This window comes from Streptomyces sp. NPDC000075 (assembly GCF_040301925.1).
Taxonomy (GTDB): Bacteria; Actinomycetota; Actinomycetes; order Streptomycetales; family Streptomycetaceae; genus Streptomyces; species Streptomyces polychromogenes.
On sequence record NZ_JBEPFL010000048.1, the window covers coordinates 1 to 23,952 of the forward strand.

Genomic DNA, 23,952 nt, shown 5'->3' on the forward strand with positions numbered 1-23,952 from the left:
CCGAAACCCGCGCGGTGCTCGTCAGCGCCCTCGCGATGCTCCGCACCAAGCACGCCGACCTGCCGTCCCGCAAGCACGGCAACCCGCCGCAGTAACCGGTGTCAGGGCAGGTGAGCCATGATTGAGAAACTCGTGCCGGCCTCCGGGGTCGCCACGGCCGAGGCCTTCGGCGACACGGTCCGCGCTCCGCTCCTGGGCGGCGAGCCGGAGATCGTGAGCAGCGCCGTCGAGAAGCGCAGGCAGGAGTTCGCCACCACGCGGTGGTGTGCCCGGCAGGCCCTCGCGGAGCTCGGCGTCGGCCCCGTCCCGATCCTCACCGGGGAGCGCGGGGCCCCCGTGTGGCCCGAGGGGATCGTCGGGAGCATGACCCACTGCGAGGGATACCGGGCGGCGGCCGTGGCCCGGGCCTCCGGGATCCTCACCGTCGGGATCGACGCCGAGCCCCACCTCCCACTCCCCAAGGGCATGCTCGACCTCATCGCCCTCCCGTGGGAACGCCGCCGTACGGCCGAGATGTCCCGCCTGGAGCCCGAGGTCCACTGGGACCGGCTGCTGTTCTGCGTGAAGGAGTGCGTCTACAAGGCCTGGTTCCCCGTCGCCCGACGGGTGCTGGACTTCGGGCAGGCCGAGATCACCATCGAGTACGGCGGGGCGTTCTCCGCCCGCCTCCTGGAATCCGACCCCGGGTTCCCGCGCCGGCTGCTGAGGGGGCGGTGGCTCATCGACCAGGGCCTCATCGTCGCCGGAATCACGGTGCCGTGCCCTGCGTGAGCGGTAGATGAATATGATTGTCGCCCGCTAGTGTGTGGCCCGCCCGCGTCACGGCGGACGACGAGCGAAGGGCGCGGTGTGATGGAGGGTCCGGCGAGCACGGCGACGCAAGCGCCGCCCCACTCCTCGGGCCCGCGGGACGGCGAGGCCGGGACGGGGCGGCGGCGCCGGGCGGGCATGGCCGCGGCCGGCCCGGCCCTGGTCGGCGCCGCGGTGGCCGCCGTGCTCGCCGGCCCGTGGCTGGAGCGGCGTTACGGGCTGGCCGCGTTCGGGGCGTGGCGCACCCTGCTGGTCGCCATCGTCATGCAGGGCATACCGTTCCTGATCCTCGGCACCGTCGTCTCGGCGGCCATCGGCGCGTTCGTCCCCGCCCGGGTCTTCGCCAAGGTCCTGCCCCGTAACCCCGTCCTCGCCGTTCCGGTGGCCGGCGCCGCCGGAGTGGTGCTGCCGGGGTGCGAGTGCGCCTCGGTGCCGGTCGCGGGCAGCCTGATGCGCCGGGGAGTGGCTCCCGCGGCGGCCCTGACGTTCCTGCTCGCCGCGCCCGCCGTCAACCCGGTGGTGCTCGTCGCGACGGCGATCGCGTTCCCCGGCAGGCCGGAGATGGTGGCCGCCCGGTTCGGGGCGTCGCTGCTCACCTCCGTCGTCATGGGCTGGCTGTGGATCCGGTGGGGCCGTGAGGAATGGCTGCGGCCGCCCGCCGCGCGAGCGGAGCAGCCGCCCGGCGCCGGCCGGCTGGACGCCTTCCGGCGCGGGATGCAGCACGACTTCCTGCAAGCGGGCGGATTCCTGGTGGTCGGCGCCATGGCCGCGGCGACCTTCGACGTCCTCGTACCGCCGTCCGTCCTGGAGGCCTTCTCCGGGTCCCCGTGGCTGGGCGTGCTCGTGGCGGCGGCGCTCGCGGTGCTCCTGTCGGTGTGCTCGGAGGCGGACGCGTTCGTCGCGTCCTCGTTCACCGGCTTCTCGCCCACCGCCCGCCTGGCCTTCATGGTGGTGGGCCCGATGGTCGACCTGAAGCTGATCGCCCTGCAGGCGGGGGCCTTCGGACGGGCGTTCGCGGTCCGGTTCTGCGCCGCCACGTTCGTCGTGGCGATCCTGTGCGCCGTACTCGTCGGGGGCGTACTCCTGTGACCGGACGACCCCCCGCCCGCGCGGACCGCGACCGCCTGCTGGGCGGACTCGGCGCGCCGCTCCTGCTGGTGCTGACCGGCACGGGCCTGCTCCACACCACCGTGCGCAGCGACGTGTACCTGCGGTACGTGAAGGCGGGGCTGGGGCCCTACCTCGTCGCGTCCGGAATCCTGCTGGCCGCCCTGGGCTTCGCCGGCCTCGGGGCCGAGCTCGTCCGCCGCCTGCGGGAGCCGGCGGACGGCCACGAGGAAGAGCGGCACGAGGGCAGCGGCCACGGTCACGGGGCTGACGGCCACGACCACGGCGCTGACGGCCACGACCACGGCGGGGTCACGCCCGTCGCCTGGCTCCTCGCCGTACCCGCCCTCACCCTGATGTTCGTCGCCCCGCCGGCGCTCGGCGCGTACACGGCCTCGCGGGGCGGGGCCGCGTCCGGCGCCGGGCAGAGCGCCTACGGGGAGCTGGGGGACGCGCCGGTGACGCCCCTGGCCCTGGAGGAGTTCATCGGGCGCTCCGTGCACGCGCCGAAGACCCTGGACGGCCGCGAGGTCCGGCTGCTGGGGTTCGTCTCCGCCGGCAAGGCCCCGGGCACCTGGTACCTCAACCGCCTGAAGCTCAGCTGCTGCGCTGCCGACGCGCGGACCCTCCACGTGGAGATGCACGGCGCGAAGGCGCCCGCCGACGACACCTGGGTCGAGGTCACGGGCGTCCTGAGGGCCGGGCGCGTCACCGTCGAGAACCCGGTCCCGGCCATGGAGGCCGGCGTCCTGAAGCCCGTCACCCCGCCGCGCAACCCCTACCTCGACGCGCCGCCCACGGGACTGGGCTGATCCGCCGCTCAGGCGGAGGGCGGGCGGCCCTCCGCAGGCCCGCCGGATGCCGGCCCGCCGAGGGTGATGGCCCCCGACGGGCACACCCCGGCGGCCATCCGCGCGGCCGCGAGACGGGCGGCGTCCGGCTCGGCCTCCAGCAGGACCACCAGGCCCTCGTCGTCCTGGTCGAAGACGTCGGGGGCGGTCATGGCGCACATCCCGGCGCCGATGCAGCGTTCGCGATCGACGCTCGGGCGGGCCGCGCTCACTTGGCGTCCCAGGTGACCGGCAGGCTCTTCACCCCGTAGATGTCGGCGGTCTCCGGGCGCAGGCGGACCTCGTCGGCCGGTACGGCCAGGCGCAGCGTGGGGAAGCGCTCCAGCAGGGCCCGGAAGGCCACCCGCATCTCCACGCGGGCCAGCTGCTGGCCCAGGCACTGGTGGATGCCGTGGCTGAAGGCGAGGTGTCCGTCGTACGGGCGGCGGATGTCGAGGACGTCGGGGTCGGCGAAGCGCTCGGGGTCGCGGTTGGCGGTGTTGAACGACAGGACGACCGTCGTTCCGGCCTCGATGGTCCGCCCGCCCACCTCGACGTCCTCCAGCGCCGTCCGGTGGAAGGTCTTGGCGACGCTCAGGTACCGCAGCAGCTCCTCCACCGCGCCGTCGGTGAGCGAGGGGTCGGCGCGCAGCGCGGCCAGCTGGTCCGGGTTGCTCAGCAGGGCGAAGGTGCCGAGGGAGAGCATGTTCGCGGTGGTGTCGAAGCCGGCCGCGAGCAGGATGAGGCTGATGCCCTTCAGCTCCTCGTCGGTCAGGTCGCCGTCGGTGAGCTCGCTCAGCACGTCGTCGGTGGGGTTCGCGCGCTTGGCGGCCACCAGCCGGGCAAGGTATTCCTGGGTCGCGGTGTAGGCGGCGATCAGCTCCTCGTCGCTCACCTCCCCGCCCATGAAGGCGTCGATCTGCTCCTGGAAGGAAGCCCGGTCCTCGTAGGGCACGCCGAGGATCTCGCAGATCACGATGGTGGGGATCGGCTTGGCGAACGCGGTCACCAGGTCCGCGGAAGGGCCGGCCGCCTCCATGGCGTCCAGGCACTCGGCGGTGATCCGCTCGATCCGCTCGGTCAGCAGCCGCATCCGCCGCACGGTGAACTTGCCGACCAGGGGCTTGCGGTAACGGCCGTGCTGCGGTTCGTCCATGAGGAGGAACTCGCCGGGCGGGGCCGGAGGGAGCTCGAAGTCGGCGATGTTCATCAGCTCCTTGCGCGAGCTGAACCGGGGGTCCGCCAGCACCGACCTGACCAGGTCGTACCCGGTGATCAGCCAGCCGGGCCTGCCCCCGGCGTGGGTGAAGCGGCTGATGGGACCGTGCCGCCGGGCCTCGCTCAGCTCCGCCGGCGGATCGAAGGGACAACCGGCCCGACGCTCCGTCGGCATGGCCTCGACGGTGTGGAGGGACTCACTCATGACCATTCCTCATCTCGCGATATGACGCGTTCGGCGCCTCTCGAAAGCTACGTTGCGTTCAGGATCCGGTCAATGGACTTAGCGCATAACTCCAGGTCAAAGGCCATGAATTGATGCAATGACCTGCCATCGAATGCAACGCTTCGTTGCAATGAGTGGCGGCGAAGGCAATGTCGCGGGGTGCCCCCGGGAGGGTGGGACCGTAGCGTGGAGGTGGGGTGGGCGGGGTTGTGGAGGGAGTGGCATGCGTCGACGCCGATATCCGCCGATCGGGGACCACGGGCTGATCGGGGACCTGCGGACGGCCGCGCTGGTCTCCTCCGAGGGGGTGATCGACTGGTTCTGCGCGCCGCGGTTCGATGCGCCCAGTCTGTTCGCCTCCCTGCTCGACCACGACCGGGGCGGGTTCTTCGCCGTCGCGGCCGAGGGGGACGGCGCCGTCACCCGGCAGTTGTACCTGGCCGACACCGCCGTGCTCGTCACCCGGTTCATGACCGAGGAGGGGGTCGGTGAGGTCGTCGACTTCATGCCGCTGGGGGAGGCCGAGGCGCCGCCCGGGCTGCACCGGATCATCCGCGTCCTGCGCGTCACCCGGGGCACCGTCCGGTTCGGGATCGAGTGTCAGCCCGCGTTCGACTACGGGCGCGCCGAGCCGGAGTTGGCGGTGGAGGGGGCCACCGCCCGGTTCGGCGGGCCGGAGGTGTCGGCGTTCCTCCAGGTCAGCGGACCGGTGCGGATCCGGCGGGACGGGGCCGGGGTGCGGGGGGAGGCGGAGCTGGGGCAGGGCGGGCTCGCCGCCGCCGTACTGACGGTGTGTCACGACCCCGCCGCCGGGCCGCCGGAGCCGATGGGCGCGGAGGAATTGCGCCGCGCGTTCCGGGCCACATATGACCACTGGCACCGCTGGCTGAGCCGCAGCCGGTACCGGGGCCGCTGGCAGCAGATGGTCAACCGGTCCGCGATCACGCTGAAGCTCATGACCTACGCCCCCACCGGCGCCCCCGTGGCCGCCGTCACCATGGGCCTGCCCGAACGGATCGGCGGGGAGCGGAACTGGGACTACCGCTACACCTGGGTGCGCGACGCCTCGCTGTCGGTGAAGGCCCTGCTCGACCTGGGGCTGGAGGACGAGGCCGAGGCGTTCCGGCGCTGGCTCGGGGCCCGCGTACCCCAGGGCGGTACGGTGACCGGCGAGCCGCTGCAGATCATGTACCGGGTCGACGGGGACCCCCGCCTGGACGAGGAGGTCCTGACGCACCTGGAGGGATACCGCGGCTCCGCGCCCGTCCGGCTCGGCAACGGCGCGGCCGGTCAGCTCCAGCTCGACATCTACGGAGAGGCCGTCTTCGCCCTCAGCCACGCCGCCGACCTGGCCCGGCTCGCCGGGTACGACGGCTGGCGGAACCTGAGCGCCCTCCTCGACTGGCTGGCCCGCTCGTGGGACCGGCCCGACGAGGGCATCTGGGAGACCAGGGGCGGCCGCCGCGACTTCACCTACAGCCGGCTGATGTGCTGGACGGCCTTCGACCGGGGCATCCGGCTGGCCGCCGAACTCGCCCGGCCCGCCGACGTGGCCGGCTGGACCGCCGCACGGGACGCCGTCTTCCGCCAGATCATGGAACGCGGCTACAGCGACCGCCGCGAGGCGTTCGTCCAGCACTTCGACGGCGACGTGCTCGACGCCTCCCTCCTGCTGATGCCCACCGTCGGCTTCGTCTCCCCGAGGGACCGCCGCTGGCTGTCGACCCTCGACGCGATCGAGGCGGGGCTGGTCTCCGACAGCCTCGTGCACCGCTACGACCCGGCCGAGTCCCCGGACGGCCTGCGCGGCGACGAGGGCACGTTCTCCCTCTGCACGTTCCTCTACGTCGGCGCCCTCGCCCGCGCGGGCCGCCTCGGCGCGGCCCGGTACGCCTTCGACAAGATGCTCACCTACGCCAACCACGTCGGCCTCTTCGCCGAGGAGATCGGGCCGACCGGCGAGCAACTGGGCAACTTCCCGCAGGCGTTCACCCACCTGGCGCTCATCGCGGCGGCGCTCGCCCTGGACGAGGAGCTGGACCGGTCCGGAGCCTGACCCGGACCGGGAGCCGCGCCCGCCCGCCATCGAGGCACCCTGTCGCGCACCGCGTTCATTCCCCTACAGTGCGTGATGCCCGTACCGGTCGAAAAACACATGGACCGTACGGGCGCCCTTGCGGAACACTGCGGAACCTTGCCTGACGGTCCGACACAGCAGGGTTGGTACGGGAATGCCAGAATCGTCCAAGAGTTCGCCGAGCAGGGGCTCGGTGTTCCTCGCACTTCGCTACTACGGACGGGAGATGGCCCGGCTCCGCCGCTGGACCGTCCCCGCGATGCTGCTCCCGGCGCTGGGCAACGTCGGCATCAACTACGTCGCGCCCCTCGTCGTCGCCAAACTCGTCGGCCGGATCTCGCAGGGCGCCGCCACCCGTCCGGGTGACATGCTCCCGTACGTGGCGGTCTTCGCCGTGGTCCTGCTCCTCTCCGAGGGGATGTGGCGCCTGGGGCTGCACTGCCTCAACCGGGTCGACGCCCTCGGCGTCGAGCGCCTGTACGTGATCGGGCTGGACGAACTCTTCGCCAAGGACGCCGCGTTCTTCCACGACAACTTCGCCGGCTCGCTCACCAAACGGGTCCTGAGCTTCGCCACCCGCTTCGAGGAGTTCGTCGACGCGCTCACCTTCAACCTCGTCGGGCGGCTGGTCCCGCTGGTGTTCGGGTCGGTGGTGCTCTGGCGGTACGACCCGCTGCTCGTCGTCGGGCTCCTGGTGATGATCGCGGTGACGGCGGTGGGCGTGGCCCCCCTGGTCCGCCGCCGGCAGGCGCTCGTCGACCGCCGGGAGGAGGCGATCGCCCGGGTCTCGGGGCACGTCTCCGACAGCCTGATGAACATGGACACGGTGCGGGCCTTCGCCGCCGAGCGGCGCGAGGCGGCCGAACACCGGGCGCGCGTCGCGGAGTCGCGCCGGCTCATGCTGCGCTCCTGGGACTACGGAAACCTGCGCATCGACACCCTCGTCGCGCCCATGTCCGTACTGACCAACGCGCTGGGCCTGTTCCTCGCCGTCGGGCTCGCGGCGGACGGGCGCGGGGTGGAGGCGGTCGTCGTCGCCTTCACCTACTACGGCAACGCCACCCGCATCATGTTCGAGTTCAACCAGATCTACCGCCGGCTGGAGAGCTCGATGACGGAGGCCGCCCAGTTCACCGAACTGCTGCTGGACCCCCCGAAGGTACTCGACCCGGCCTCCCCGGAGCCGCTGGCGCCCAAGGGCGCCGACGTGTCCTTCGAAGGGGTGCGCTTCACCCACGCGGGCGGCTCCGAGCCCCTGTTCCAGGGCCTCGACCTGGCCGTCGCCGGCGGGTCGAAGATCGGCCTGGTCGGCCGGTCCGGTGGCGGCAAGACCACCCTCACCCGGCTGCTGCTGCGGATGACGGACATCGACTCCGGCCGGATCCGGATCGGCGGACAGGACATCAGCCGGATGTCCCAGGCCGACCTGCGCGGCCTGATCGCCTACGTGCCGCAGGACCCGGCCATGTTCCACCGCACCCTGCGCGAGAACATCGCCTTCGCCCGGCCGGACGCCACGGACGCCGAGATCCGCCGCGCGGCCGAGGCGGCGCACGTCACCGAGTTCGCCGACGCCCTGCCGGACGGGTTCGACACCATGGTCGGCGAGCGCGGGGTGAAGCTCTCCGGCGGCCAGCGCCAGCGGGTCGCCCTCGCCCGGGCGATCCTGCGCGACGCGCCCATCCTGCTGCTCGACGAGGCGACCAGCGCGCTGGACTCCGAGAGCGAGATCCTCGTCCAGGACGCGCTGTGGCGGCTGATGGCCGGACGCACGGCGCTCGTGGTGGCCCACCGGCTGTCCACCGTGGCCACCATGGACCGGCTCGTCGTCCTCGACCGCGGACGGATCGTCGAGCAGGGCACCCACCACGAGCTGCTCGCCGCCGACGGCGCCTACGCCAAGCTGTGGCAGCACCAGTCGGGCGGCTTCCTCGACGACACCCCGGCCGCGGCGGACCTGCGTTAGGGGGTGCCCGCCCCGTCCGGCAGTCTTATACCTAGCCGGACGGGGGCGGGCCGCCCATCATCCGGAGCATGTCCCGCCCGTCGGTCCGCAGGAAGCGGACCACGAAGGCCGCGGCCAGGCCGAGGAAGGCGATGTCGAGGAAGGTGGTGTAGTTCCAGGAGACGCCCTCCTGCGGCAGCCGGGCCGCGGCCTGGTCCGGGATCAGCCCGAGGCCGCCGAAGGCGAACTCGACGGCGTACCCGGCGACCACCGCGGCCAGGTAGAACGTCCCCAGCAGGAACAGGGTCATCCGGAGGCCGTAGTACTTCCGGTAGATGTTCAGGACCGGCAGGATCAGCAGGTCGGCGAAGACGAACGAGACCACGCCGCCGAAGCTGATCCCGCCCTTCCACAGCACCACGGCCAGCGGCACGTTACCGATCGAGCAGACGAACGAGGCCATCGCCACCAGCGGCCCGATCACCGGCCCCCACAGCCGGGCGGCCAGCGGGTGTCCCTCGAAGAAGAAGGCCCGCCAGAAGGCGTCCGGCACCCAGGCCGCGACGGCCCCGGCGATCAGCAGCCCCACCACCAGGTCCCGCAGGATCGCCGCCCACTCCATGACGAAGACGTGGCTCGTGGCGGTGAAACCCCGCCCCGACAGCAGTCGCCGGACGAACGAACCCCCTCCGCCCACCGACATGTCCATCGCGGCGTGCCCCTCCATGGCCCCCGCCACGCCCCGCCCGGCCTGTGCGCGCGCCGGCCCCAGCAGCCCGTCGCTCAGGAACAGCCGGAACAGCAGCGCGAGTACGACGATCATGACCGGGCCGCCGGCGAACTCGGCGGCGGTGAACTGCCAGCCCATCAGCAGGGCCAGGACGATCCCCAGCTCGACGACCAGATTGGTCGAGGCGATCTCGAAGGCCATGGCGGCGGTGAAGTGCGCCCCCTTGACGAACAGTGAACGGGCCAGGGCGACCGCGGCGTAGGAGCAGGAGGAGGAGGCCGCGCCCAGCCCGGCCGCCACGGCGAGGGTGCGGGGGCGGTCGTCACCCAGCAGGCGGACCACGGTGGACGTGCGGACCACCGCCTGGACCATCGCCGACAGGGTGAAGCCGAGGATCAGCGCCCAGGTGATCTCCCAGGTCATCGAGCCGGTGATCGACAGCGCGTGCGCCACTGCGTGGATCATGCCCGCAGCTTCCCCCGGACGCCCCGCCGGCGGGCGCGCGACACGGCAGGCCGAAGGGGTGGGGGCGGGCCGGGAGCCCGCCCGGTCAGGACGCGGGCGCCGGGACCAGGGCGGCGATCAGGCGGGCGGTGGTCTCGCGCGGGTCCGGGCCCCCGGGGTCGCGGGTCATCAGCAGGTGGTGGACCGTGCCGACGAGGGCCAGGGCCACCGCCCCGGAGTCCAGCCCCGCCGGGACCCGGCCCCGGGCGCGCTCCTCGTCCAGGTACGCCCGTACCGACTCCTCGATCCCCGCGAACCCCGGCGCCCCCGACCGCAGGGCCTCGCGGGTGTGCAGGGCGGCTGCCGGCCGGGTCAGGGCGAGGCCGACGACGCCCGGATCCAGGGACTCCAGCAGCCCCAGCGCCACCGCCGCGAGGTTGCCGGCCACCTCGCCCCGCCCCGCCCGGCCGGGCAGCGCCCGCGCCAGCCGGGCCGTGCGCGCGAACCGGTCCAGGACCAGCTCCGCGACGAACTCGTCCAGACCGGCGAAGTGGGTGTGCAGGACCCCCTTGGCGCAGTCCGCCTCGGCGGTGACCGCCCGGCTGGTGAGGGCGGCCGCGCCGTCACGCGCCACGACGCGTTCGGCGGCCGCGAAGAGGCGCTCGCGCAGATCGGGGATGGCTACTCCGCGGGGTGACATGGGGGCGCTCCGGCTGGGGAAGGTGATTGCGGGTATGGGCGGTTGCCCATACTGTAGCGCGAGGGTTTGGGCGTCTGCCCATTCTCGTCGTCCGACCGACCGGAGGAGACCGAGCCATGCACCAGCCGCCCCGCACGGCCATCGCCAACACCGCCCAGGCACAGGCGTGGAACGGCTACGACGGCACCTACTGGGCCACCCACCAGACGCGCTGGGACGCCGTCAACGACGGGTTCAACGAGCCCCTGCTCACGGCGGCGGGGATCCGCCCCGGCGACCGCGTCCTCGACGTCGGCTGCGGCGCGGGCCGCACCACCCGGCTCGCGGCGCGGCTGGCCGCCGGCGGCGCCGGGGCCGGGCAGGGGACGGCCGAGGGGCTGGACCTGTCCGCCCCCCTGCTCGCCCGGGCCCGTGCGTCCGCCCTGGCCGAAGGGGTCGGCAACGTGGCCTTCACCCAGGGGGACGCCCAGGTCCACCCCTTCGCCCCGGGCTCCTTCACCCACGCCGTCAGCCGGTACGGCGTGATGTTCTTCGACGACCCCGCGGCGGCCTTCGGCAACATCGCCCGCGCGCTGCGCCCCGGCGGCCGCCTGGCCTTCGTCACCGCCGCCGAGCCCGGGGCCAGCGAGTGGATGCAGGCCTTCCGCGCCCTGGACGGCATCCTGCCCGTCGGTGACTTCGCCGCCCCCGGCAGCCCCGGCATGTTCTCCCTCGCCGACCCGGACCGTACCGGGGCCCTCCTGCGCTCGGCCGGCTTCACCGGCGTCGAGGCCGTGCGGACGGAGGCGGACGGGGTGTGGGGCGCGGACGCCGAGGACGCGGCCGGCTTCCTGCTGGGCTCCGGGCCCGGACACCACCTGCTCGCCCAGGTCGGCCCGGAGGCGCGGGCCGACGCCCGCCGCGCCCTGGCGGACCACCTGCGCCCGTACGAGCGCGACGGCGCCGTCCGTCTGCGCGGCACGGCCTGGCTGGTCAGCGCGGACCGGGGGTAGAGGGGGTATGCATGCATAGGGGGCCGGGTCCGGGGCAGGTGCAAGGAAGCGCGCGGGAAGGATGATGCCGGATGGTGATGCCGGGAACGGAAGGCGAACGGTTCAGCGTCGCGGTACGGACGGTGGACGGGACGGTCCTCCTCACGCTCGGTGGCGAGCTGGACCACGACACGGCGGAGCCCCTCCGGCAGGCCCTGGAGGGGGCGGCCGTCCGGGGCGGACGGCTGGTGGTCGACATGGCGGGACTGCGGTTCTGCGACTCCACCGGGCTGAACGCCCTGCTGCACGGCCGGATCGCCATCGAGGAGGCCGGCGGCTCCCTGGAGCTGGCGGGGCTCGGCGGGCCGGTCGCCCGGATGTTCCGCATCACCGGCGCGGACACGGTCTTCCCGGTGCACTCGGACGTGACACGGGCCCTGGGCGGAAAACCCGGCCCCTGAGGAGAGGGAAGCGGGACCATGGAACAGCGACGGCCGGTCAACCGGAACTGGCTCCTGGTCCTCGACGGGCTCATGGATCCCGTCTCCCGCAGCCGCGACTTCACCCGCCGGGCGCTGACCGCCTGGCACTGGCTGCCCGGTCCGACGCCGGGAGTGCGTCAGGCCGCCGAGGACGTCCTGCTGCTGGTGTCGGAGGTGGTGGCCAACGCGTGCCTGCACGGGGGCGGTCCCGGGGCGCTGGTGCTGGACTGTACGCAGGACCGCCTCCGGATCGAGGTCACCGACATCAACCCGGCGTCGCCCGTGCCACCGGGGTCCGTCCGCGGGAGCGGTGCGGGCCCCGGTGCCGGGCGGCGGGACGGGAGGACGGGGCCCGGCCGGTCGGGGGATCCGGGGTGGCCGGGCGGGTACGGGCTGCTGATCGTCGACCGCCTGGCCCGTGCCTGGGGTTCGCGCCCCGGGGCGGCCGGCAAGTGCGTCTGGCTGGAGGTGCCCTCCCCGCCCGAGGTGTGCGGCCCGCCGGATTCGCGGGCCCGGGTGGGGCTCAGCGGAGGGCGTCCAGCGCGGCGATGACCTCGGCGGTGGAGCTGACCCGGCCGATGCGGGGGAAGATCTTCCCGAAGGTGTGCGCGTGCGAGTCGGCGTCCAGGTCGGCGGTGGCGTCCTCGGCGAAGACCAGCCCGTAGCTGTGCTCCCAGGCGGTACGCGCGGTGGACTCGACCCCGATGCTGGTCGAGATCCCGGCCAGCACGATGCGGTGGACGCCGCGCCGGCGCAGCTGGAGGTCCAGCTCGGTGCCGGTGAAGGCGCCCCAGTGGCGCTTGGTGACCGTCACGTCTCCCAGGGCCGCCAGTTCGGCCGGGATCTCGGAGAACGCGGCCGGCGGGGCGGCGGCGGGGCCGGGACGGTCGACGTCGGTGGTGGGGAGGTCGCCGCCGTCGGGCGACCAGGCGACGTTGACCAGGACCACGGGCAGCTTGTGCGCGCGGAAGGCCTCGGCGAGGGCGACACCGCGGGCGAGGACCTCGCCGGAGGGGCGGGCCGTGGGCAGGGCGAGGATCCCCTGCTGGAGGTCGATCAGCACCAGGGCGGTGCCGCGGTCCAGGGTCAGGGCGGGGGTGGTCATGCGGGCTCCTCCGGGCGTGGCGGCTGACGGACGCCCCAGTCTGCCGCGTACCGCGCGCCGTGCCGAGGACTGTCGGGGACTGCGGTCGCGCGGCGTTCGGCCCGAAGCCGTCCAGACTTGACAAGATCGTAAGAAACGATCTTCATATGCCGTCGGACCCGACATACTGACCCCTGTGAAGACCGAAGACGAGACCGTTCAGATCGGCACCGAGGGCTGTACGGGCCTGATCACCCTCAACCGTCCCGAGGCGCTCAACGCCCTCACCCGTCCCATGGTGCTGAGCATCGGTGAGGCCCTGACGGCCTGGGAACACGATCCCGCCGTCCGGCAGGTCCTGCTCCGGGGGGCCGGTGAACGGGGGCTGTGCGCCGGCGGGGACATCCGCGCCATCCACGCCGACGCGAAGGCCGGCACGACCGGCTCCCTCGCGTTCTGGCGGGACGAGTACCGGCTGAACGCCCGCATCGCGCGCTACCCCAAGCCGTACGTCGCCCTCATGGACGGGATCGTCATGGGCGGCGGGGTCGGCCTGTCGGCCCACGGCGGCGTCCGGATCGTCACCGAGCGCTCGCGGGTCGCCATGCCCGAGACCGGCATCGGCTTCGTCCCCGACGTCGGCGGCACCTACCTGCTCTCCCGCGCCCCCGGCGAACTGGGCACCCACCTGGCCCTGACCGGGACGGCGGTGGGCCCGGGCGACGCGATGCTGTGCGGGCTCGCCGACCACTACCTCCCCTCGGACTGGCTGGAGGAGTTCACCCGTGAGCTCGTCGCCGCACCCGTGGCCGAGGTGCTGGGCAAGTTCGACGGCGCCACCCTCCCGGCGGCCCCGCTCGCCGCCGAGCGGGAGTGGATCGACCACTGCTACGCCGCCGACACCGTCGAGGAGATCCACCGGCGGCTGCTGGCCACCGGGCTGCCCGCCGCCCGCGAGGCCTCGCAGACCCTGCACGCCAAGTCCCCGACCTCGCTGAAGGTCACCCTCGCCGCCCTGCGCCGCGCCCGCGCCCTGGACTCGCTGGAGCGGGTGCTGGAGCAGGAGTACCGGGTCTCGAGCGCCGCGCTGTCGGCCCCCGACCTCGTCGAGGGCATCCGCGCCCAGGTGATCGACAAGGACCGCCGGCCGCGCTGGTCCCCGGCGGCCCTCGTCCAGGTCCGCGAGGCGACGGTGGAACGCTACTTCGCCCCGCTCGGCGAGGGCGCCGAACTGACCTTCCCCTAGGCCGTCCCTTCCGGATCTTGCTCCCTCCAGCTACCGCTGGGAGGCGCCCCCAGACCCGCGCCGCCCGGCACCGCGCCTCGCCGCCTCGGCAGGGCGCCAAGTACGACGAAGTCCTCGTCGTCCTCGTACGCCTGGACCACCGGCGCGAGTCGGATGTGAAGACCTCGACGGGCATGGGGAGTCGGGACGACGAGCAACCCGGCAGACCTTCCCGGTCGCAGCGCTAGCCCTTGAGGAACGGGGCGAGGTCGGGTCCCGGACCGGGGCTGGGTGCCGGGCCGGTCCAGGACTCAGGGCCGGTGCCGGTGGTCGCACCGGTAGTGGGGATGGTCGTCCTGGGGGCGTGGTGCGGGGAGAGCACGGCCAGGGAGGCGCTTCCGGCGATCACGAGGGCGGCGGCCAGGAGGGGGACGAGATGGCGGGCGTTTGTGGTCATTGGAAGGAGGCTCCTCGGGTGGGGGTCCTGAAGCGGCGGAGACGGTGTCTGCGGTTCCATTGCGCCCCGCCCGGGGTGGTGGGGGCACCGCACGGAAAGTCGTGACTTGACGGCTCCGCCGGACATAGGGGGCGGACCTCTGGGGCTCGCGCGAACGCCCTCTACCAAAATCGGATCCCGCTTTCAAGTCCCGTATTCCTGTGACATGACCCGTGCGCTCCCGCTGGGTTTATTGGAAGCAGGCCCTGACGGGGAATCCCGCAAAGGTCGAGAGAAATGGAAATGTATGGCGGGTGGCTTTCAGTGACCTCCGCACACCGAAATGGAGAAGGCTTATGATGAAGATGTCCCGCAAGATCATGCTGGGTCTGGCTGCTTCTGTGGCGCTGGCTGGCGGCGCTGCCCTGCCGGCTACAGCCATGGCCGCGCCGGTGCCTCAGATGGCGGTCGCTGATCACACACCCAACACGCCGAACACTCCGAACACGCCCAACACCCCGGGTGGTGGGGGCAATACTCCGAACACCCCCAATACTCCGAACACGCCCAACACTCCGGGTCGGGGCAAGAACACGCCCAATACTCCCAACACGCCGAATACCCCGAACACGCCCAACACTCCGGGCCGGGGCAAGAACACGCCCAACACTCCCAACACGCCGAATACTCCGAACACGCCCAACACCCCGGGCCGGGGCAAGAACACGCCCAACACTCCCAACACGCCGAACACCCCGAATACGCCCAACACTCCGGGTGGCGGGGTCAATACGCCTAACACCCCCAACACCCCGAATACGCCCAACACCCCGGGTGGTGGGGGCAATACGCCTAACACCCCCAACACCCCGAATACGCCCAACACCCCGGGTGGTGGGGGCAATACTCCGAACACCCCCAATACGCCGAACACTCCGAACACGCCGGACGGCGGGGACACCCCGAACACTCCCAACACCCCGAACACCCCCAATACCCCCGACTGAGGTGAGGAAGTCGCGCTGAAACACAAAAAGGCACCGCGCAGTGGAATTCGCTGCGCGGCGCCCTCGTGTGTCGCGGAGGGGTCCTGCTTACGTGCTCGGGGTATTCGGTGTATTCGGAGTGTTCGGGGTATTGGGCGTATTCGGCGTGCTCGCGTCGGCCGGGGTGTTCGGAGTGTTCGGGGTGTTCGGCGTGTTGGGGGTGTTCGGCGTCGCGCCGCCGCCCGGGGTGTTGGGCGTGTTGGGGGTGTTCGGGGTGTTGGGCGTGTTCGGGGTGTTCCCGCCGGCAGGCGTGCTCGGTGTGCTGGGGGTGGCGGGGGTGGCGGGGGTGCTCGGGGTTCCCGCCCCGTCCAGCGCGTACGGAGCATAGGGCGCGTAAGGTGCGTAGGGCGCGTAAGGCGTGTACGCGCCGTACCCCGCGTACCTCACCACCTGCCCCGCATGCGTCACGCTCTTCTGCGACACCGCCCGGTGCTGCGCGACCTGCGGCAGGGCGACCCGGGGGAGCTTGGGCAGCGGCGGTAGCGGGGGGAGCTGTGGCAGTTGTGGGAGCCGGGGGAGTGGTGGCAGCTGTGCAGCCCGCGGGGTGATCACATCGGCGGCGTGAGCGCTTCCCGCACCAAGGACGGCCAGACTCGCCACCGCCGCAGTGGCGATCACGACCTGCTGGAGCTTCCGCATGAATACCTACCTCCGTACCGGCTTCGTCTGCGCGCCCCTGATGACCCGATGCGCGCAGTCGGTCGCTAAAAGTAGACACGGGAGCGGCTCGCGCATCTGCCAGGAGGGACGCGTCGTCGGCTCCATCACCCGTTCGTCGTCACAGCACCGGTAGTGCGGTGTCAGCTGGGGACGTGGGGCTGCGAGGGCACGGTCTGCTGCCAGGTGGGGCGGGTGCCGGTCCAGGTGGCGAGTCGTCCACCAGCCACCCCTGCGGCCGCACCATCCGCACGGCCCGCCACGCCGGCCGGCCCCGCGAGGAACGGGCCCCGCGCATACTGGGCCCCTTCTCCGGCCAGTCCCGCCGCACCAACGGCGCGAACGCCTCGGAGGCTAGGCCTGCTTGAGCCGGGTCGCCAGGCCGTCGAGGACCCGCTGGAGTCCGTAGTCGAAGTTCTCCTCGCGCAGCCGCGCCGGGTCCCGGCCCTGCCAGGCGGTGGCGTGGTCCTGGGTCAGCGGGTGGTCCTCCAGGGCCTGCTGGGAGGCGGGCACCAGGGACCGCAGCCACTCGGTCTCGCTCTTGCCGCTGCGGGCGAGCAGGGAGAGGTAGGAGGCCTCGCTGGTCGCCGCCCCGAGTACGTAGGACATGACGGCCTTCATCGCGAGGTCCGCCTCGGCCTTCGGGAACCCGGCCGCCAGGGCCATGGCCAGCATCCGCTCCGACATCCGCATCAGGTTCGGGCCCAGGTGGGCGAGGCCCACCTGGCCGAGGACGGACGCCACCCAGGGGTGGCGCAGGACCATGCCGCGCAGGCTGTGCCCGCTGTGCGCCAGGGCCTCGCGCCATCCGTCAGGGCCGGTGGTTTCGGGCAGTTCGAGCTCCCCGTAGACCTCGTCCACGACCAGCTCGATCAGTTCGTCCTTGTTGGCCACGTGCCGGTAGAGGGACGTGGCGGCCGTGCCCATCCCGGTGCCGAGCCTGCGCATGCTCAGCGCCTCGATGCCTTCGGCGTCCAGCAGCCGTACGGCCGCCGCGACGATCTGCTCCCGGCTGAGCGCGGGCTGCTCCTTCTGCCGGCGGGGCCGGGTCCAGACGGAGGGGACCGGCGCGGAACTCTGCTGCTCTGATGAGGACATGCCCCCAGCCTACCCCGGTGCGCACACTGTACGCATCATGCGTACACCTGAACGGCGGCCTGGCCGGGAAATCCGGGAAACCCCGTCGGAAGCGATCGTGAACACCCCCGCGACGGGCCTGGGCGGGCCCCCGGGCGGGCGCGTGTCCAGGGGTGCGGGGGAGGCGGCCGGGGGTGGCGCGAAGGGCGCGCACACGGTCGTACGGCGGATCCGTGAATGGGCTCTGACCTGGGGTTATGTGGCCGAACTCGATACGATGTCCCCCTAGGAAAAGGGGAGTTCATGGATCGCGACATACGCTCGGTGGAAGACGTGCTCAGCCTCCTGGACGGACTGTTCGCGCCGGGGGCGGACCGCTGGACGGCCGGCGGCGCGGACTGGTGGGACGGCTTCTACGCCGACCGCTCCAAGCCGGTGCCGTTCTTCGTGGCCAAACCCGACGAGAACCTCGTCTCCGCCCTCGACCGCGGCCTGATCACCCCCGGCCGCGCCCTCGACCTCGGCTGCGGCCCGGGGCGCAACGCCCTCCACCTCGCCTCCCTGGGCTTCGAGGTGGACGCCGTCGACCTGTCCCCGACGGCTCTCGCCTGGGCCGGGGAACGCGCCCGGGAAGCGGGCGCCCGCATCCGCTTCCACCACGGCGACGCCTTCGCGCTCGCCGCCTCGGGCGAGCTCGGCGGACCCTACGACCTGGTCTACGACTCGGGTTGCTTCCACCACCTGCCGCCCCACCGCCGCGTCAGCTACCTCGCCCTCCTCGAACGCGTCCTCGCCCCCGGCGGCCACCTCGGGCTCACCTGCTTCGCCTCCGGAGCGATGGGCTCCGAACTCCCCGACGCCCAGCACTACCGGGAGGGCGGCCTCGGCGGTGGACTCGCCTACACCCCCGAATCCCTGCGCTGGATCTTCTCCGGCCTGGAGGAACGGGAGGTGCGCCGCATGAGCCGTGAGCCGGAGGACTCCCCGCGCTTCGGCGAGGACTTCCTCTGGACCGCCCTCTTCCGCCGCCCCGAGGCGGCCCCCGCCGCCGGGCAGCGGTAGCCGGCGAGCGGCCCGGGGTTGCGGCAACGGCGTCGAGGCGCTCCCGGCCCGGCTCGGCACGGCGGTCTGACGACCGGCCGCCGCACGGGGGTTCGCGGCTACGGCGGACCGGCGGGGGCGGAGAGCTCCGTGCTCAGCCAGCCCAGCGCGTCCGGGTACATCCCCGTCCACGTCTGGAAGTTGTGGCCCCCGGCCGGGCGGACCAGGGTCTTCACCCGGACGCCGCTGCCCTGCGCCGCCCTGCTGAACGCCTCCAGCTGCTTCGGCGGGCTGTCCCGGTCCTGCGCGGAAGTGGCCAGGAACAGCCCGACGTCCTCGCCCTTCGCCTGACCGACCAGCCACATCGGGCTGTTGTGCTCCCGCAGCACCGGATCGGGCAGCACCTCCGGATCCCCGGTCAGCGGATCCGGGTCCAGGGCCGCGCCCGCCCGGAACACCTTCGGGTACTGCAACGGCAGCTTCACGGCGCAGAACGCCCCCGTCGACACGCCCATCAGCCCCCACCCCTTCGGCTCCGGCAGGGTGCGGAAGTTCTTCCGCACCAGGTCCGGCACGTCCTCCGCCAGCCAGGTGGCGATCTTGCGCTGCGGGGTGTCGGTGCAGTCGGTGTTCACCCCGCCGGGGTACAGCTCCGGGATGACGAGGATGAACGGATGGGCCGCGCCCAGGCGCACCAGCTGCTCCAGCGCGTCCGGCATGGACCCCAGGTCGATCCAGGAACGCGGGGTGCCCGGATAACCGTGCAGCAGGGTCAGGACCGGGAAGCGGGTCTTCTGCGCGCCCGGGGCGTCGTACTCGGGCGGGGTCCACACGACCACCTGGCCGGCCAGCTTCGAGTGGCTGCCCCGGAAGTACGTGCTCCGCGTGCCGTTCTCGCCCGGGGTGAATCGGGCCCGGCCGAGCGGAGGCCCGGTCATCGTCGAGGCGTCCGCGTCGGCGCCGGTGCCCAGCAGGTCGTCCCATGAGGCGTACAGCCCGTAGCCGTCGTTGATCCAGGCCGCCACCACGCCGATGGCCGTCAGCTGGCACACCCCGATCATCAGCACCCGCGCGACCCACCGCAGCACCGCCGGACCCGGCACCCGGTTCCACAGCAGCAGCGCCAGGAGCATCGCCAGGGCGGTGACGGCGATCAGCGTGACGAGGAACGACGTACTGGTCAGCTCCACGGCGTCGGCTCCTGACGTACGGCCTCATGTCGTCATGTCCCAGGGGATGTCCGGCATCACGGGTATACCCGGCATCCCCGGTATCCCCGGTATCCCACCACAATGTACGGGCCGGGAACGGCTACGCGTGGACGCTCACCGTGACGGAGTGCCAGCCCGTCGCCCCGTCGGGGAGGGTGCCCCGGCGCTCCTGCGGCTGCACCGCACCCCGCCCGTCGGTCGCGCGGACCTCCAGGGTGTGTTCCCCGGGCACCGCCTCCCACGGCCACACCCACTGCCGCCAGGTGTCGTCGCCGTCCGCGTCGCCGAGCCGGGCCTCCCGCCAGGGGCCGCCGTCGGCCCGCACCTCCACGCGGGATATCCCCCGGTGCTGCGCCCACGCCACCCCGGCCACCATCACCCGGCCCGGGGCCGGCCGTGCGAAGGGGCGCGGAGTGTCGATGCGCGACTGCGTCTTGACGGGGGCCTGCTGCGCCCAGGAGCGGCGCACCCAGTAGGCGTCGTACGCGGCGAAGGTGGTCAGCCGCAGCTCGGTCAGCCATTTGCAGGCGGAGACGTACCCGTACAGACCGGGGACGACCATCCGGACCGGGAAGCCGTGCGCGAAGGGGAGGGGCGCGCCGTTCATCCCGACGGCCAGCAGCGCGTCGCGGCCGTCCATCACCGTCTCGACGGGGGTGCCGATGGTCATCCCGTCCACCGAACGCGCCACCAGCTGGTCGGCCGGGCCGCCCTGCGAGGGCGGCCGCACCCCGGCCTCGCGCAGCAGGCCGGCGAGGCGTACGCCGAGCCAGCGGGCGTTGCCCACGTACGGTCCGCCGACCTCGTTGGAGACGCAGCACAGGGTGATGTCGTGCTCGGTCAGGGGCCGGGCGAGCAGGTCCGCCAGAGTCAGGGTCAGCGGCCGGGTGACCCCGTCGCCGTGGATGACGAGCCGCCAGGCGGCGGCGTCGACCCGGGGGACGACGAGGGCGGTGTCCACCCGGTAGAAGTCCCCGGCCGGAGTGAGGAACGGTCCCACGCCCGGTACGCGCAGGTCCGCTCCGGCGGGCACCGGCGGCGCGGGCAGGGCCGGGGGCGGCAGGACCAGGTCCGCGCGGGAGGCGGTGGCCCCGGCCGAGCCGTGGGCGCCGAGCCTCCGCCCGGCGTACCCGGCGACGGCCGAGGCGCCGACGGCCACCGCGAGGAGCCGGCCGAAGGAACGCCGGTCCATCGGCCGGGAAGCGCCGGGCCGTCCGGCCGCAGGGCGGGGCCGCCGTACGGCCGTGACCAGCAGGTACAGCACGCCGGCGGCCGCCGCCCCGCCGGCCAGGGAGGGGAGGGCGTCCTTCCAGCCGGCGCCGGGGCGGCTGAGCGCGGCCGCCGCCCCGAGCACCCCCACGGCCGCCGCGAGCGCGCAGCCCGCGCGGGGGCGGCGCACGGCGAGGATCCCGGCGCCGGCGGCGAGCAGGGCCAGGGCGGCGGCGACGCCGAGGGTCAGCACCAGCTTGTCGGAGGTGCCGAAGGACCGGACGGCCCACTCCTTGACGGCCGCGGGCGTACGGTCCACCACGGCCGCGCCGACGGCGGTGAGCGGGGCGGACTCGGGGCGGACGAAGGCCGCCGCGAGCTCGGCCGCCGCCAGGCCGGCGAAGGCGGCGGCCAGTCCGCCGACCGCGCCGGCGGCGGTGTTCGCTGGAGCGGCTGCCATGGCTCACCTCCGGTGCCCTGCCGCCAACATAACGCCGCCGCCCGCACCCGGCGCCGCGCGGCGGCAGCCTCTGGAACTCAGGCGTCCTGGCCGCCCCCGGCGTCCGGCCCTCGGCGCTGCTCCCCCTCTGCCGCCGGGGCGTTCGGTCTGCGCTTGCGGAGTTCCACCACCCCGTCGGTGATACCGGCGGGGGACGGCGGGCCGGGGGCCGGGGGCCGCTCCTGGGCGTTCTCGTACATGTCGGTGCACTCCTGTCGGCTCTCGTGGCCCGCCGGAACCCGAAGGGGCGGCCGCCGGATCGTTCCGGCGCCGCCCCCAGGGCCTGTCCGGCCGTTCCGCGCCAGTGAACCCACGGCTCGTGCCGGGAGGGGCCGCCGGAGCGGGCGATTCCCCCGGAAGAGTGAAGGCCCGCCTCAGCGCACGCTCACACCGGCAGGGACCAGGCCTGGTCGGCCCGGTGATCCCCGCACGCGGACAGCCGCAGCCGCTCCGCCGGGGCGTCGGCGGTCGCGGGCGCGGGCGGGGCCGTCAGGCAGGAACCGCCGGCCTCCTCCACCAGGGACCCGTCGCGCCGGTGGCGCCAGCTCTGCCCGGCCCGGCGGCCCGGGGCGCAGTCGGCCAGCTCCACCAGGCCGCCCGCGCCCGCGGTGAGGCACTGGCCGGCCAGCGTCAGCCGGCCTCCGCCGGCCAGGGTCCAGCGCTGGGCCGCCCCGGCGGTGCACCCGGCCAGGACGACCGCGCCGCCGCCGGCCCGGGCCCCGTCGGCGCACGCGGCCCCGAGGCCGTTGATCTGCCCGGTGGGCACCGCCTCGGCGCAGCCGCGCGGGGTGAGCCGCCACACCGCCGTGTCGTGCGCGGCGACCCGCCCGGTCAGCGCCGTCCCGACCGTGCTCCGGCCGCCGGTCCACAGGTCCTCGGCGTCCACCGCGCAGGGGGCGGGGAGCCCGATGTGGGCCAGTGGTACGGAGACGTCGCGGTCGGTGCCGGAACGGTTGAGCACCGCCACGGCCCGGTCCCCGCCCGCCAGCGGCCGGGCCAGCACCTCGAAGGTCGCGTTGGAGGAGACGACCGCGCCCTGGCGGCCCAGCGGGTCCTGGTCCAGCTCGATCAGCCGGGTGTTCCCGAGGGCCGCGAGCCCGCCCGGGCTGAGCGCCGAGACGTCCGAGGACAGGATGAAGGGGGCCGCCATCATCGCCCACAGCCCCACCTGGCTGCGGCTCTCGGCGTCCGTCAGGCCCGGGGCGCCGGCGATCAGGAAGTCGGGGTCGTTCCAGTTGCCGGGGGCCGCGTACCGGCCGAGCCAGCGGTTGTAGCCGTAGTTGCCGAGGACCGAACTCCAGCGGGAGGTCTGGGGAGCGGACGGCTTGTAGACCTTGATGTCCTTGCCCTCGCGCCACAACTGGCCGGTCTCGCCGACCCAGTCGAGCACCTTGTGCCAGTCGGAGCCGCCCCACTCGCCCTGCTGGAAGTAGGCGGGGGCGGAGGCGGAGAGCACCATCGCGCGCCCGCTGTCGCGCAGCGCCCGCGCCACCGCGTTGTACGCGTCCCGGTAGGCCTCCTCCTTCGTCTTCCCGGGCGGCACCCACAGGTTGCAGCCGTCCATCTTGACGTAGTCCACGTTCCAGGAGGCGAACAGCCGGGCGTCGCGGGCGTAGTGGTCCGCGCCGCCGCCCTCGGGAGCGCCGCTGCCCGGGTAGCGCTCGCAGGTGAGGGAGCCGGCGTCCTCGTAGATCCCGAACTTCAGCCCCTTGGCGTGCAGGTGCTCGCCGAGCCAGGCCATGCCGTGCGGGAACTTCACCGGGTCGGGCACCAGGTCGCCGTGCGCGTCCCGCTCCTTCAGCATCCAGCAGTCGTCCACGGTGACGGTGTCGTAGCCCTTGGCGGCGAGGCCGGCGGAGACCAGCGCCTCGGCGTTGGCGACCACCTTGGCCTCGTCGATGTCGCACATGTAGTGCGCCCAGTTGTTCCAGCCCATGGGCGGGGTGAGGGCGAGCGGGGTGTCCGAGGTCGCGGTCGGCTCCGCCGTCGCCGGGGCGGGGCAGAGCGCGAGGGCGAGCACGGCGGCCGCGGTCAGACAGGGGAGTGAGGCGCGCAGGCGAGGCGGCACGGGGTCTCCTTGGCGTGGTGCGTACCGACGGGGATCGTGCCTCAGTGCAGCGGTGCGACTACCCGCTGTCAACATAAGTCGATGGATATGGCGTGATGACCAGCAATATGGCCGCCATCGATGTCACACGACCGTGTCACCCCACCGGGGTGCTGTGCAGGGGATACGCCGTATGTGACAGTGGCTGATACGGTGTATCGCATGCCCAGAAGATCAGCGGCCCTCGACCGGGCGACCCCCGAGGCCATCGCCGTCGCCGCCCTGCGCCTCCTCGACGAGGAAGGCCCCGCGGCCCTGAGCTTCCGCGCCCTCGCCGAGCGCCTCGACGTCTCCCACGCCACCGTCCAGCGCCGCTGCACCGACCTGGCCGGCCTGATGGACCTGTGCACCGAGCACCTCGCCGCCCGGCTCCCCGACATCCCCGCCGGAACCGACTGGGCCGAGGCCGCCGAACTGCGCTTCGGCGCGTTCTACCGGCTGCTCACCGCCCACCCCGGGCTGCTCGTCCTGCGCGGCGGCCGCCCCTGGCTCGGCCGCCAGCTGCTCGCCCGGCTCGTCGAACCCGCCCTCGCCGACAGCGTCGCCGCCGGGATGAGCCGGGCCGAGGCCATCACCGTCTACCGCCGCATGTACCTCCTGACCCTGGGCAGCGCCGCCTTCGTCGACCACCGCGACCCCGCCGGGGCCACCGCCGCCTCCCGGGCCGCGCTCGCCGCGCTCGACCCGGCCGAGTTCCCGGTCCTCGGCGGCGACCCGGCCGACCTGCTGCCCGCGCTGACCGACCACGAGGTCTACTACGGCGCCCTGCGCCAGCTCATCGCCGCCGCCCGGCCCGCCCGCTGAGCCGCCGCCCCGAGCA

General features: G+C 73.4%; 24 protein-coding genes. 13 read left to right on the top strand and 11 right to left on the bottom strand.

Going from position 1 to position 23,952, the window contains the following annotated elements; genetic code table 11:
* Positions 1–117 precede the first annotated feature (117 nt).
* The 3 genes from ABT403_RS35465 (at position 118) to ABT403_RS35475 (ending at position 2,729) form a co-directional block, all read left to right on the top strand.
* Positions 118–771, top strand: coding sequence for a 4'-phosphopantetheinyl transferase family protein (locus ABT403_RS35465; RefSeq protein WP_344156874.1), 654 nt, complete (start codon positions 118–120; stop codon positions 769–771).
* Between the two features lie 81 nt (positions 772–852).
* The gene (locus ABT403_RS35470) at positions 853–1,899 is read left to right on the top strand and encodes a permease (RefSeq protein WP_425580164.1); all 1,047 of its coding nucleotides are present in this window, start codon (positions 853–855) and stop codon (positions 1,897–1,899) included.
* Positions 1,896–2,729 (top strand): TIGR03943 family putative permease subunit, encoded by an 834-nt coding sequence (locus ABT403_RS35475; RefSeq protein WP_344156880.1) that lies wholly within the window; start codon positions 1,896–1,898, stop codon positions 2,727–2,729. The genes ABT403_RS35470 and ABT403_RS35475 overlap by 4 nt, the downstream gene beginning before the upstream one ends.
* Positions 2,730–2,737: 8 nt before the next feature.
* Here the strand turns inward: ABT403_RS35475 and ABT403_RS35480 are convergent, their stop codons facing one another.
* Together ABT403_RS35480 and ABT403_RS35485 are read right to left on the bottom strand one after the other, a co-directional pair.
* Positions 2,738–2,980 (bottom strand): ferredoxin, encoded by a 243-nt coding sequence (locus tag ABT403_RS35480; protein WP_344156883.1) that lies wholly within the window; start codon positions 2,978–2,980, stop codon positions 2,738–2,740.
* Positions 2,977–4,170, bottom strand: a complete 1,194-nt coding sequence (locus tag ABT403_RS35485) for a cytochrome P450 (protein ID WP_344156886.1) — start codon at positions 4,168–4,170, stop codon at positions 2,977–2,979. Before ABT403_RS35485 ends, ABT403_RS35480 begins: the two co-directional genes overlap by 4 nt.
* 244 nt (positions 4,171–4,414) lie before the next feature.
* Here ABT403_RS35485 and ABT403_RS35490 point away from each other — a divergent pair, with 244 nt between their 5' ends.
* Together ABT403_RS35490 and ABT403_RS35495 are read left to right on the top strand one after the other, a co-directional pair.
* On the top strand, positions 4,415–6,247 hold the full coding sequence (locus ABT403_RS35490) for a glycoside hydrolase family 15 protein (RefSeq protein WP_344156889.1): 1,833 nt from the start codon (positions 4,415–4,417) through the stop codon (positions 6,245–6,247).
* 175 nt (positions 6,248–6,422) lie between these two features.
* Complete coding sequence (locus ABT403_RS35495) at positions 6,423–8,234, top strand: ABC transporter ATP-binding protein (RefSeq protein ID WP_344156892.1); 1,812 nt, start codon at positions 6,423–6,425, stop codon at positions 8,232–8,234.
* 31 nt (positions 8,235–8,265) lie between these two features.
* Here ABT403_RS35495 and ABT403_RS35500 read toward each other — a convergent pair whose 3' ends face one another.
* Together ABT403_RS35500 and ABT403_RS35505 are read right to left on the bottom strand one after the other, a co-directional pair.
* Positions 8,266–9,405: a permease gene (locus ABT403_RS35500; RefSeq protein WP_344158896.1), complete on the bottom strand. Its 1,140-nt coding sequence runs from the start codon at positions 9,403–9,405 to the stop codon at positions 8,266–8,268.
* An 88-nt stretch (positions 9,406–9,493) separates the two neighbouring features.
* Positions 9,494–10,087: a TetR family transcriptional regulator gene (locus ABT403_RS35505; RefSeq protein WP_344156894.1), complete on the bottom strand. Its 594-nt coding sequence runs from the start codon at positions 10,085–10,087 to the stop codon at positions 9,494–9,496.
* A 116-nt stretch (positions 10,088–10,203) separates the two neighbouring features.
* Here ABT403_RS35505 and ABT403_RS35510 point away from each other — a divergent pair, with 116 nt between their 5' ends.
* The 3 genes from ABT403_RS35510 (at position 10,204) to ABT403_RS35520 (ending at position 12,092) form a co-directional block, all read left to right on the top strand.
* Positions 10,204–11,079, top strand: coding sequence for a class I SAM-dependent methyltransferase (locus ABT403_RS35510; RefSeq protein ID WP_344156897.1), 876 nt, complete (start codon positions 10,204–10,206; stop codon positions 11,077–11,079).
* A 71-nt stretch (positions 11,080–11,150) separates the two neighbouring features.
* Positions 11,151–11,519, top strand: coding sequence for an STAS domain-containing protein (locus ABT403_RS35515; RefSeq protein WP_344156900.1), 369 nt, complete (start codon positions 11,151–11,153; stop codon positions 11,517–11,519).
* A gap of 18 nt (positions 11,520–11,537) precedes the next feature.
* Positions 11,538–12,092: an ATP-binding protein gene (locus ABT403_RS35520; RefSeq protein ID WP_344156903.1), complete on the top strand. Its 555-nt coding sequence runs from the start codon at positions 11,538–11,540 to the stop codon at positions 12,090–12,092.
* Here the strand turns inward: ABT403_RS35520 and ABT403_RS35525 are convergent.
* Complete coding sequence (locus ABT403_RS35525) at positions 12,064–12,645, bottom strand: hydrolase (protein ID WP_344156906.1); 582 nt, start codon at positions 12,643–12,645, stop codon at positions 12,064–12,066. The two genes, ABT403_RS35520 and ABT403_RS35525, sit on opposite strands and share 29 nt — an antisense overlap.
* Before the next feature lie 175 nt (positions 12,646–12,820).
* Between ABT403_RS35525 and ABT403_RS35530 the strand changes: the two genes are divergently transcribed.
* Positions 12,821–13,870, top strand: a complete 1,050-nt coding sequence (locus ABT403_RS35530) for an enoyl-CoA hydratase/isomerase family protein (RefSeq protein ID WP_344156909.1) — start codon at positions 12,821–12,823, stop codon at positions 13,868–13,870.
* A 223-nt stretch (positions 13,871–14,093) separates the two neighbouring features.
* Here the strand turns inward: ABT403_RS35530 and ABT403_RS35535 are convergent, their stop codons facing one another.
* Complete coding sequence (locus ABT403_RS35535) at positions 14,094–14,306, bottom strand: hypothetical protein (RefSeq protein WP_344156912.1); 213 nt, start codon at positions 14,304–14,306, stop codon at positions 14,094–14,096.
* A gap of 335 nt (positions 14,307–14,641) precedes the next feature.
* Between ABT403_RS35535 and ABT403_RS35540 the strand changes: the two genes are divergently transcribed.
* Both ABT403_RS35540 and ABT403_RS35545 read left to right on the top strand, forming a co-directional pair.
* Positions 14,642–15,292 (top strand): hypothetical protein, encoded by a 651-nt coding sequence (locus ABT403_RS35540; RefSeq protein ID WP_344156915.1) that lies wholly within the window; start codon positions 14,642–14,644, stop codon positions 15,290–15,292.
* 91 nt (positions 15,293–15,383) lie between these two features.
* Complete coding sequence (locus ABT403_RS35545) at positions 15,384–15,659, top strand: hypothetical protein (protein ID WP_344156918.1); 276 nt, start codon at positions 15,384–15,386, stop codon at positions 15,657–15,659.
* Between the two features lie 683 nt (positions 15,660–16,342).
* Here ABT403_RS35545 and ABT403_RS35550 read toward each other — a convergent pair.
* Positions 16,343–17,086, bottom strand: a complete 744-nt coding sequence (locus tag ABT403_RS35550; protein ID WP_344156922.1) for a TetR/AcrR family transcriptional regulator — start codon at positions 17,084–17,086, stop codon at positions 16,343–16,345.
* 282 nt (positions 17,087–17,368) lie between these two features.
* On the opposite strand from ABT403_RS35550, the gene ABT403_RS35555 reads away from it, so the two are divergent.
* Positions 17,369–18,127, top strand: coding sequence for a class I SAM-dependent methyltransferase (locus tag ABT403_RS35555; protein WP_344156925.1), 759 nt, complete (start codon positions 17,369–17,371; stop codon positions 18,125–18,127).
* Positions 18,128–18,225: 98 nt separating this feature from the next.
* Here ABT403_RS35555 and ABT403_RS35560 read toward each other — a convergent pair whose 3' ends face one another.
* The 4 genes from ABT403_RS35560 to ABT403_RS35575 form a co-directional block, all read right to left on the bottom strand.
* Entirely contained in the window at positions 18,226–19,296 is a 1,071-nt protein-coding gene (locus ABT403_RS35560) for an alpha/beta hydrolase (protein WP_344156928.1), read from the bottom strand.
* Between the two features lie 121 nt (positions 19,297–19,417).
* Positions 19,418–20,986: a molybdopterin-dependent oxidoreductase gene (locus ABT403_RS35565; RefSeq protein ID WP_344156931.1), complete on the bottom strand. Its 1,569-nt coding sequence runs from the start codon at positions 20,984–20,986 to the stop codon at positions 19,418–19,420.
* A 77-nt stretch (positions 20,987–21,063) separates the two neighbouring features.
* Positions 21,064–21,225: a hypothetical protein gene (locus ABT403_RS35570; RefSeq protein WP_344156933.1), complete on the bottom strand. Its 162-nt coding sequence runs from the start codon at positions 21,223–21,225 to the stop codon at positions 21,064–21,066.
* Positions 21,226–21,410: 185 nt separating this feature from the next.
* Positions 21,411–23,093: a ricin-type beta-trefoil lectin domain protein gene (locus ABT403_RS35575; protein WP_344156936.1), complete on the bottom strand. Its 1,683-nt coding sequence runs from the start codon at positions 23,091–23,093 to the stop codon at positions 21,411–21,413.
* Positions 23,094–23,294: 201 nt separating this feature from the next.
* On the opposite strand from ABT403_RS35575, the gene ABT403_RS35580 reads away from it, so the two are divergent.
* Entirely contained in the window at positions 23,295–23,936 is a 642-nt protein-coding gene (locus tag ABT403_RS35580) for a TetR/AcrR family transcriptional regulator (RefSeq protein ID WP_344156939.1), read from the top strand.
* The last annotated feature ends 16 nt before the right edge of the window (positions 23,937–23,952 follow it).

Excerpts from the sequence above, each read along its gene's own strand:
- ABT403_RS35465 (WP_344156874.1), top strand. The coding sequence starts at position 118 with ATGATTGAGAAACTCGTGCCGGCCTCCGGGGTCGCCACGGCCGAGGCC.
- ABT403_RS35470 (WP_425580164.1), top strand. The coding sequence starts at position 853 with ATGGAGGGTCCGGCGAGCACGGCGACGCAAGCGCCGCCCCACTCCTCG.
- ABT403_RS35485 (WP_344156886.1), bottom strand. The coding sequence starts at position 4,170 with ATGAGTGAGTCCCTCCACACCGTCGAGGCCATGCCGACGGAGCGTCGG.
- ABT403_RS35490 (WP_344156889.1), top strand. The coding sequence starts at position 4,415 with ATGCGTCGACGCCGATATCCGCCGATCGGGGACCACGGGCTGATCGGG.
- ABT403_RS35495 (WP_344156892.1), top strand. The coding sequence starts at position 6,423 with ATGCCAGAATCGTCCAAGAGTTCGCCGAGCAGGGGCTCGGTGTTCCTC.
- ABT403_RS35505 (WP_344156894.1), bottom strand. The coding sequence starts at position 10,087 with ATGTCACCCCGCGGAGTAGCCATCCCCGATCTGCGCGAGCGCCTCTTC.
- ABT403_RS35510 (WP_344156897.1), top strand. The coding sequence starts at position 10,204 with ATGCACCAGCCGCCCCGCACGGCCATCGCCAACACCGCCCAGGCACAG.
- ABT403_RS35515 (WP_344156900.1), top strand. The coding sequence starts at position 11,151 with ATGGTGATGCCGGGAACGGAAGGCGAACGGTTCAGCGTCGCGGTACGG.
- ABT403_RS35520 (WP_344156903.1), top strand. The coding sequence starts at position 11,538 with ATGGAACAGCGACGGCCGGTCAACCGGAACTGGCTCCTGGTCCTCGAC.
- ABT403_RS35525 (WP_344156906.1), bottom strand. The coding sequence starts at position 12,645 with ATGACCACCCCCGCCCTGACCCTGGACCGCGGCACCGCCCTGGTGCTG.
- ABT403_RS35535 (WP_344156912.1), bottom strand. The coding sequence starts at position 14,306 with ATGACCACAAACGCCCGCCATCTCGTCCCCCTCCTGGCCGCCGCCCTC.
- ABT403_RS35540 (WP_344156915.1), top strand. The coding sequence starts at position 14,642 with ATGATGAAGATGTCCCGCAAGATCATGCTGGGTCTGGCTGCTTCTGTG.
- ABT403_RS35550 (WP_344156922.1), bottom strand. The coding sequence starts at position 17,086 with ATGTCCTCATCAGAGCAGCAGAGTTCCGCGCCGGTCCCCTCCGTCTGG.
- ABT403_RS35555 (WP_344156925.1), top strand. The coding sequence starts at position 17,369 with ATGGATCGCGACATACGCTCGGTGGAAGACGTGCTCAGCCTCCTGGAC.
- ABT403_RS35565 (WP_344156931.1), bottom strand. The coding sequence starts at position 20,986 with ATGGCAGCCGCTCCAGCGAACACCGCCGCCGGCGCGGTCGGCGGACTG.
- ABT403_RS35570 (WP_344156933.1), bottom strand. The coding sequence starts at position 21,225 with ATGTACGAGAACGCCCAGGAGCGGCCCCCGGCCCCCGGCCCGCCGTCC.
- ABT403_RS35580 (WP_344156939.1), top strand. The coding sequence starts at position 23,295 with ATGCCCAGAAGATCAGCGGCCCTCGACCGGGCGACCCCCGAGGCCATC.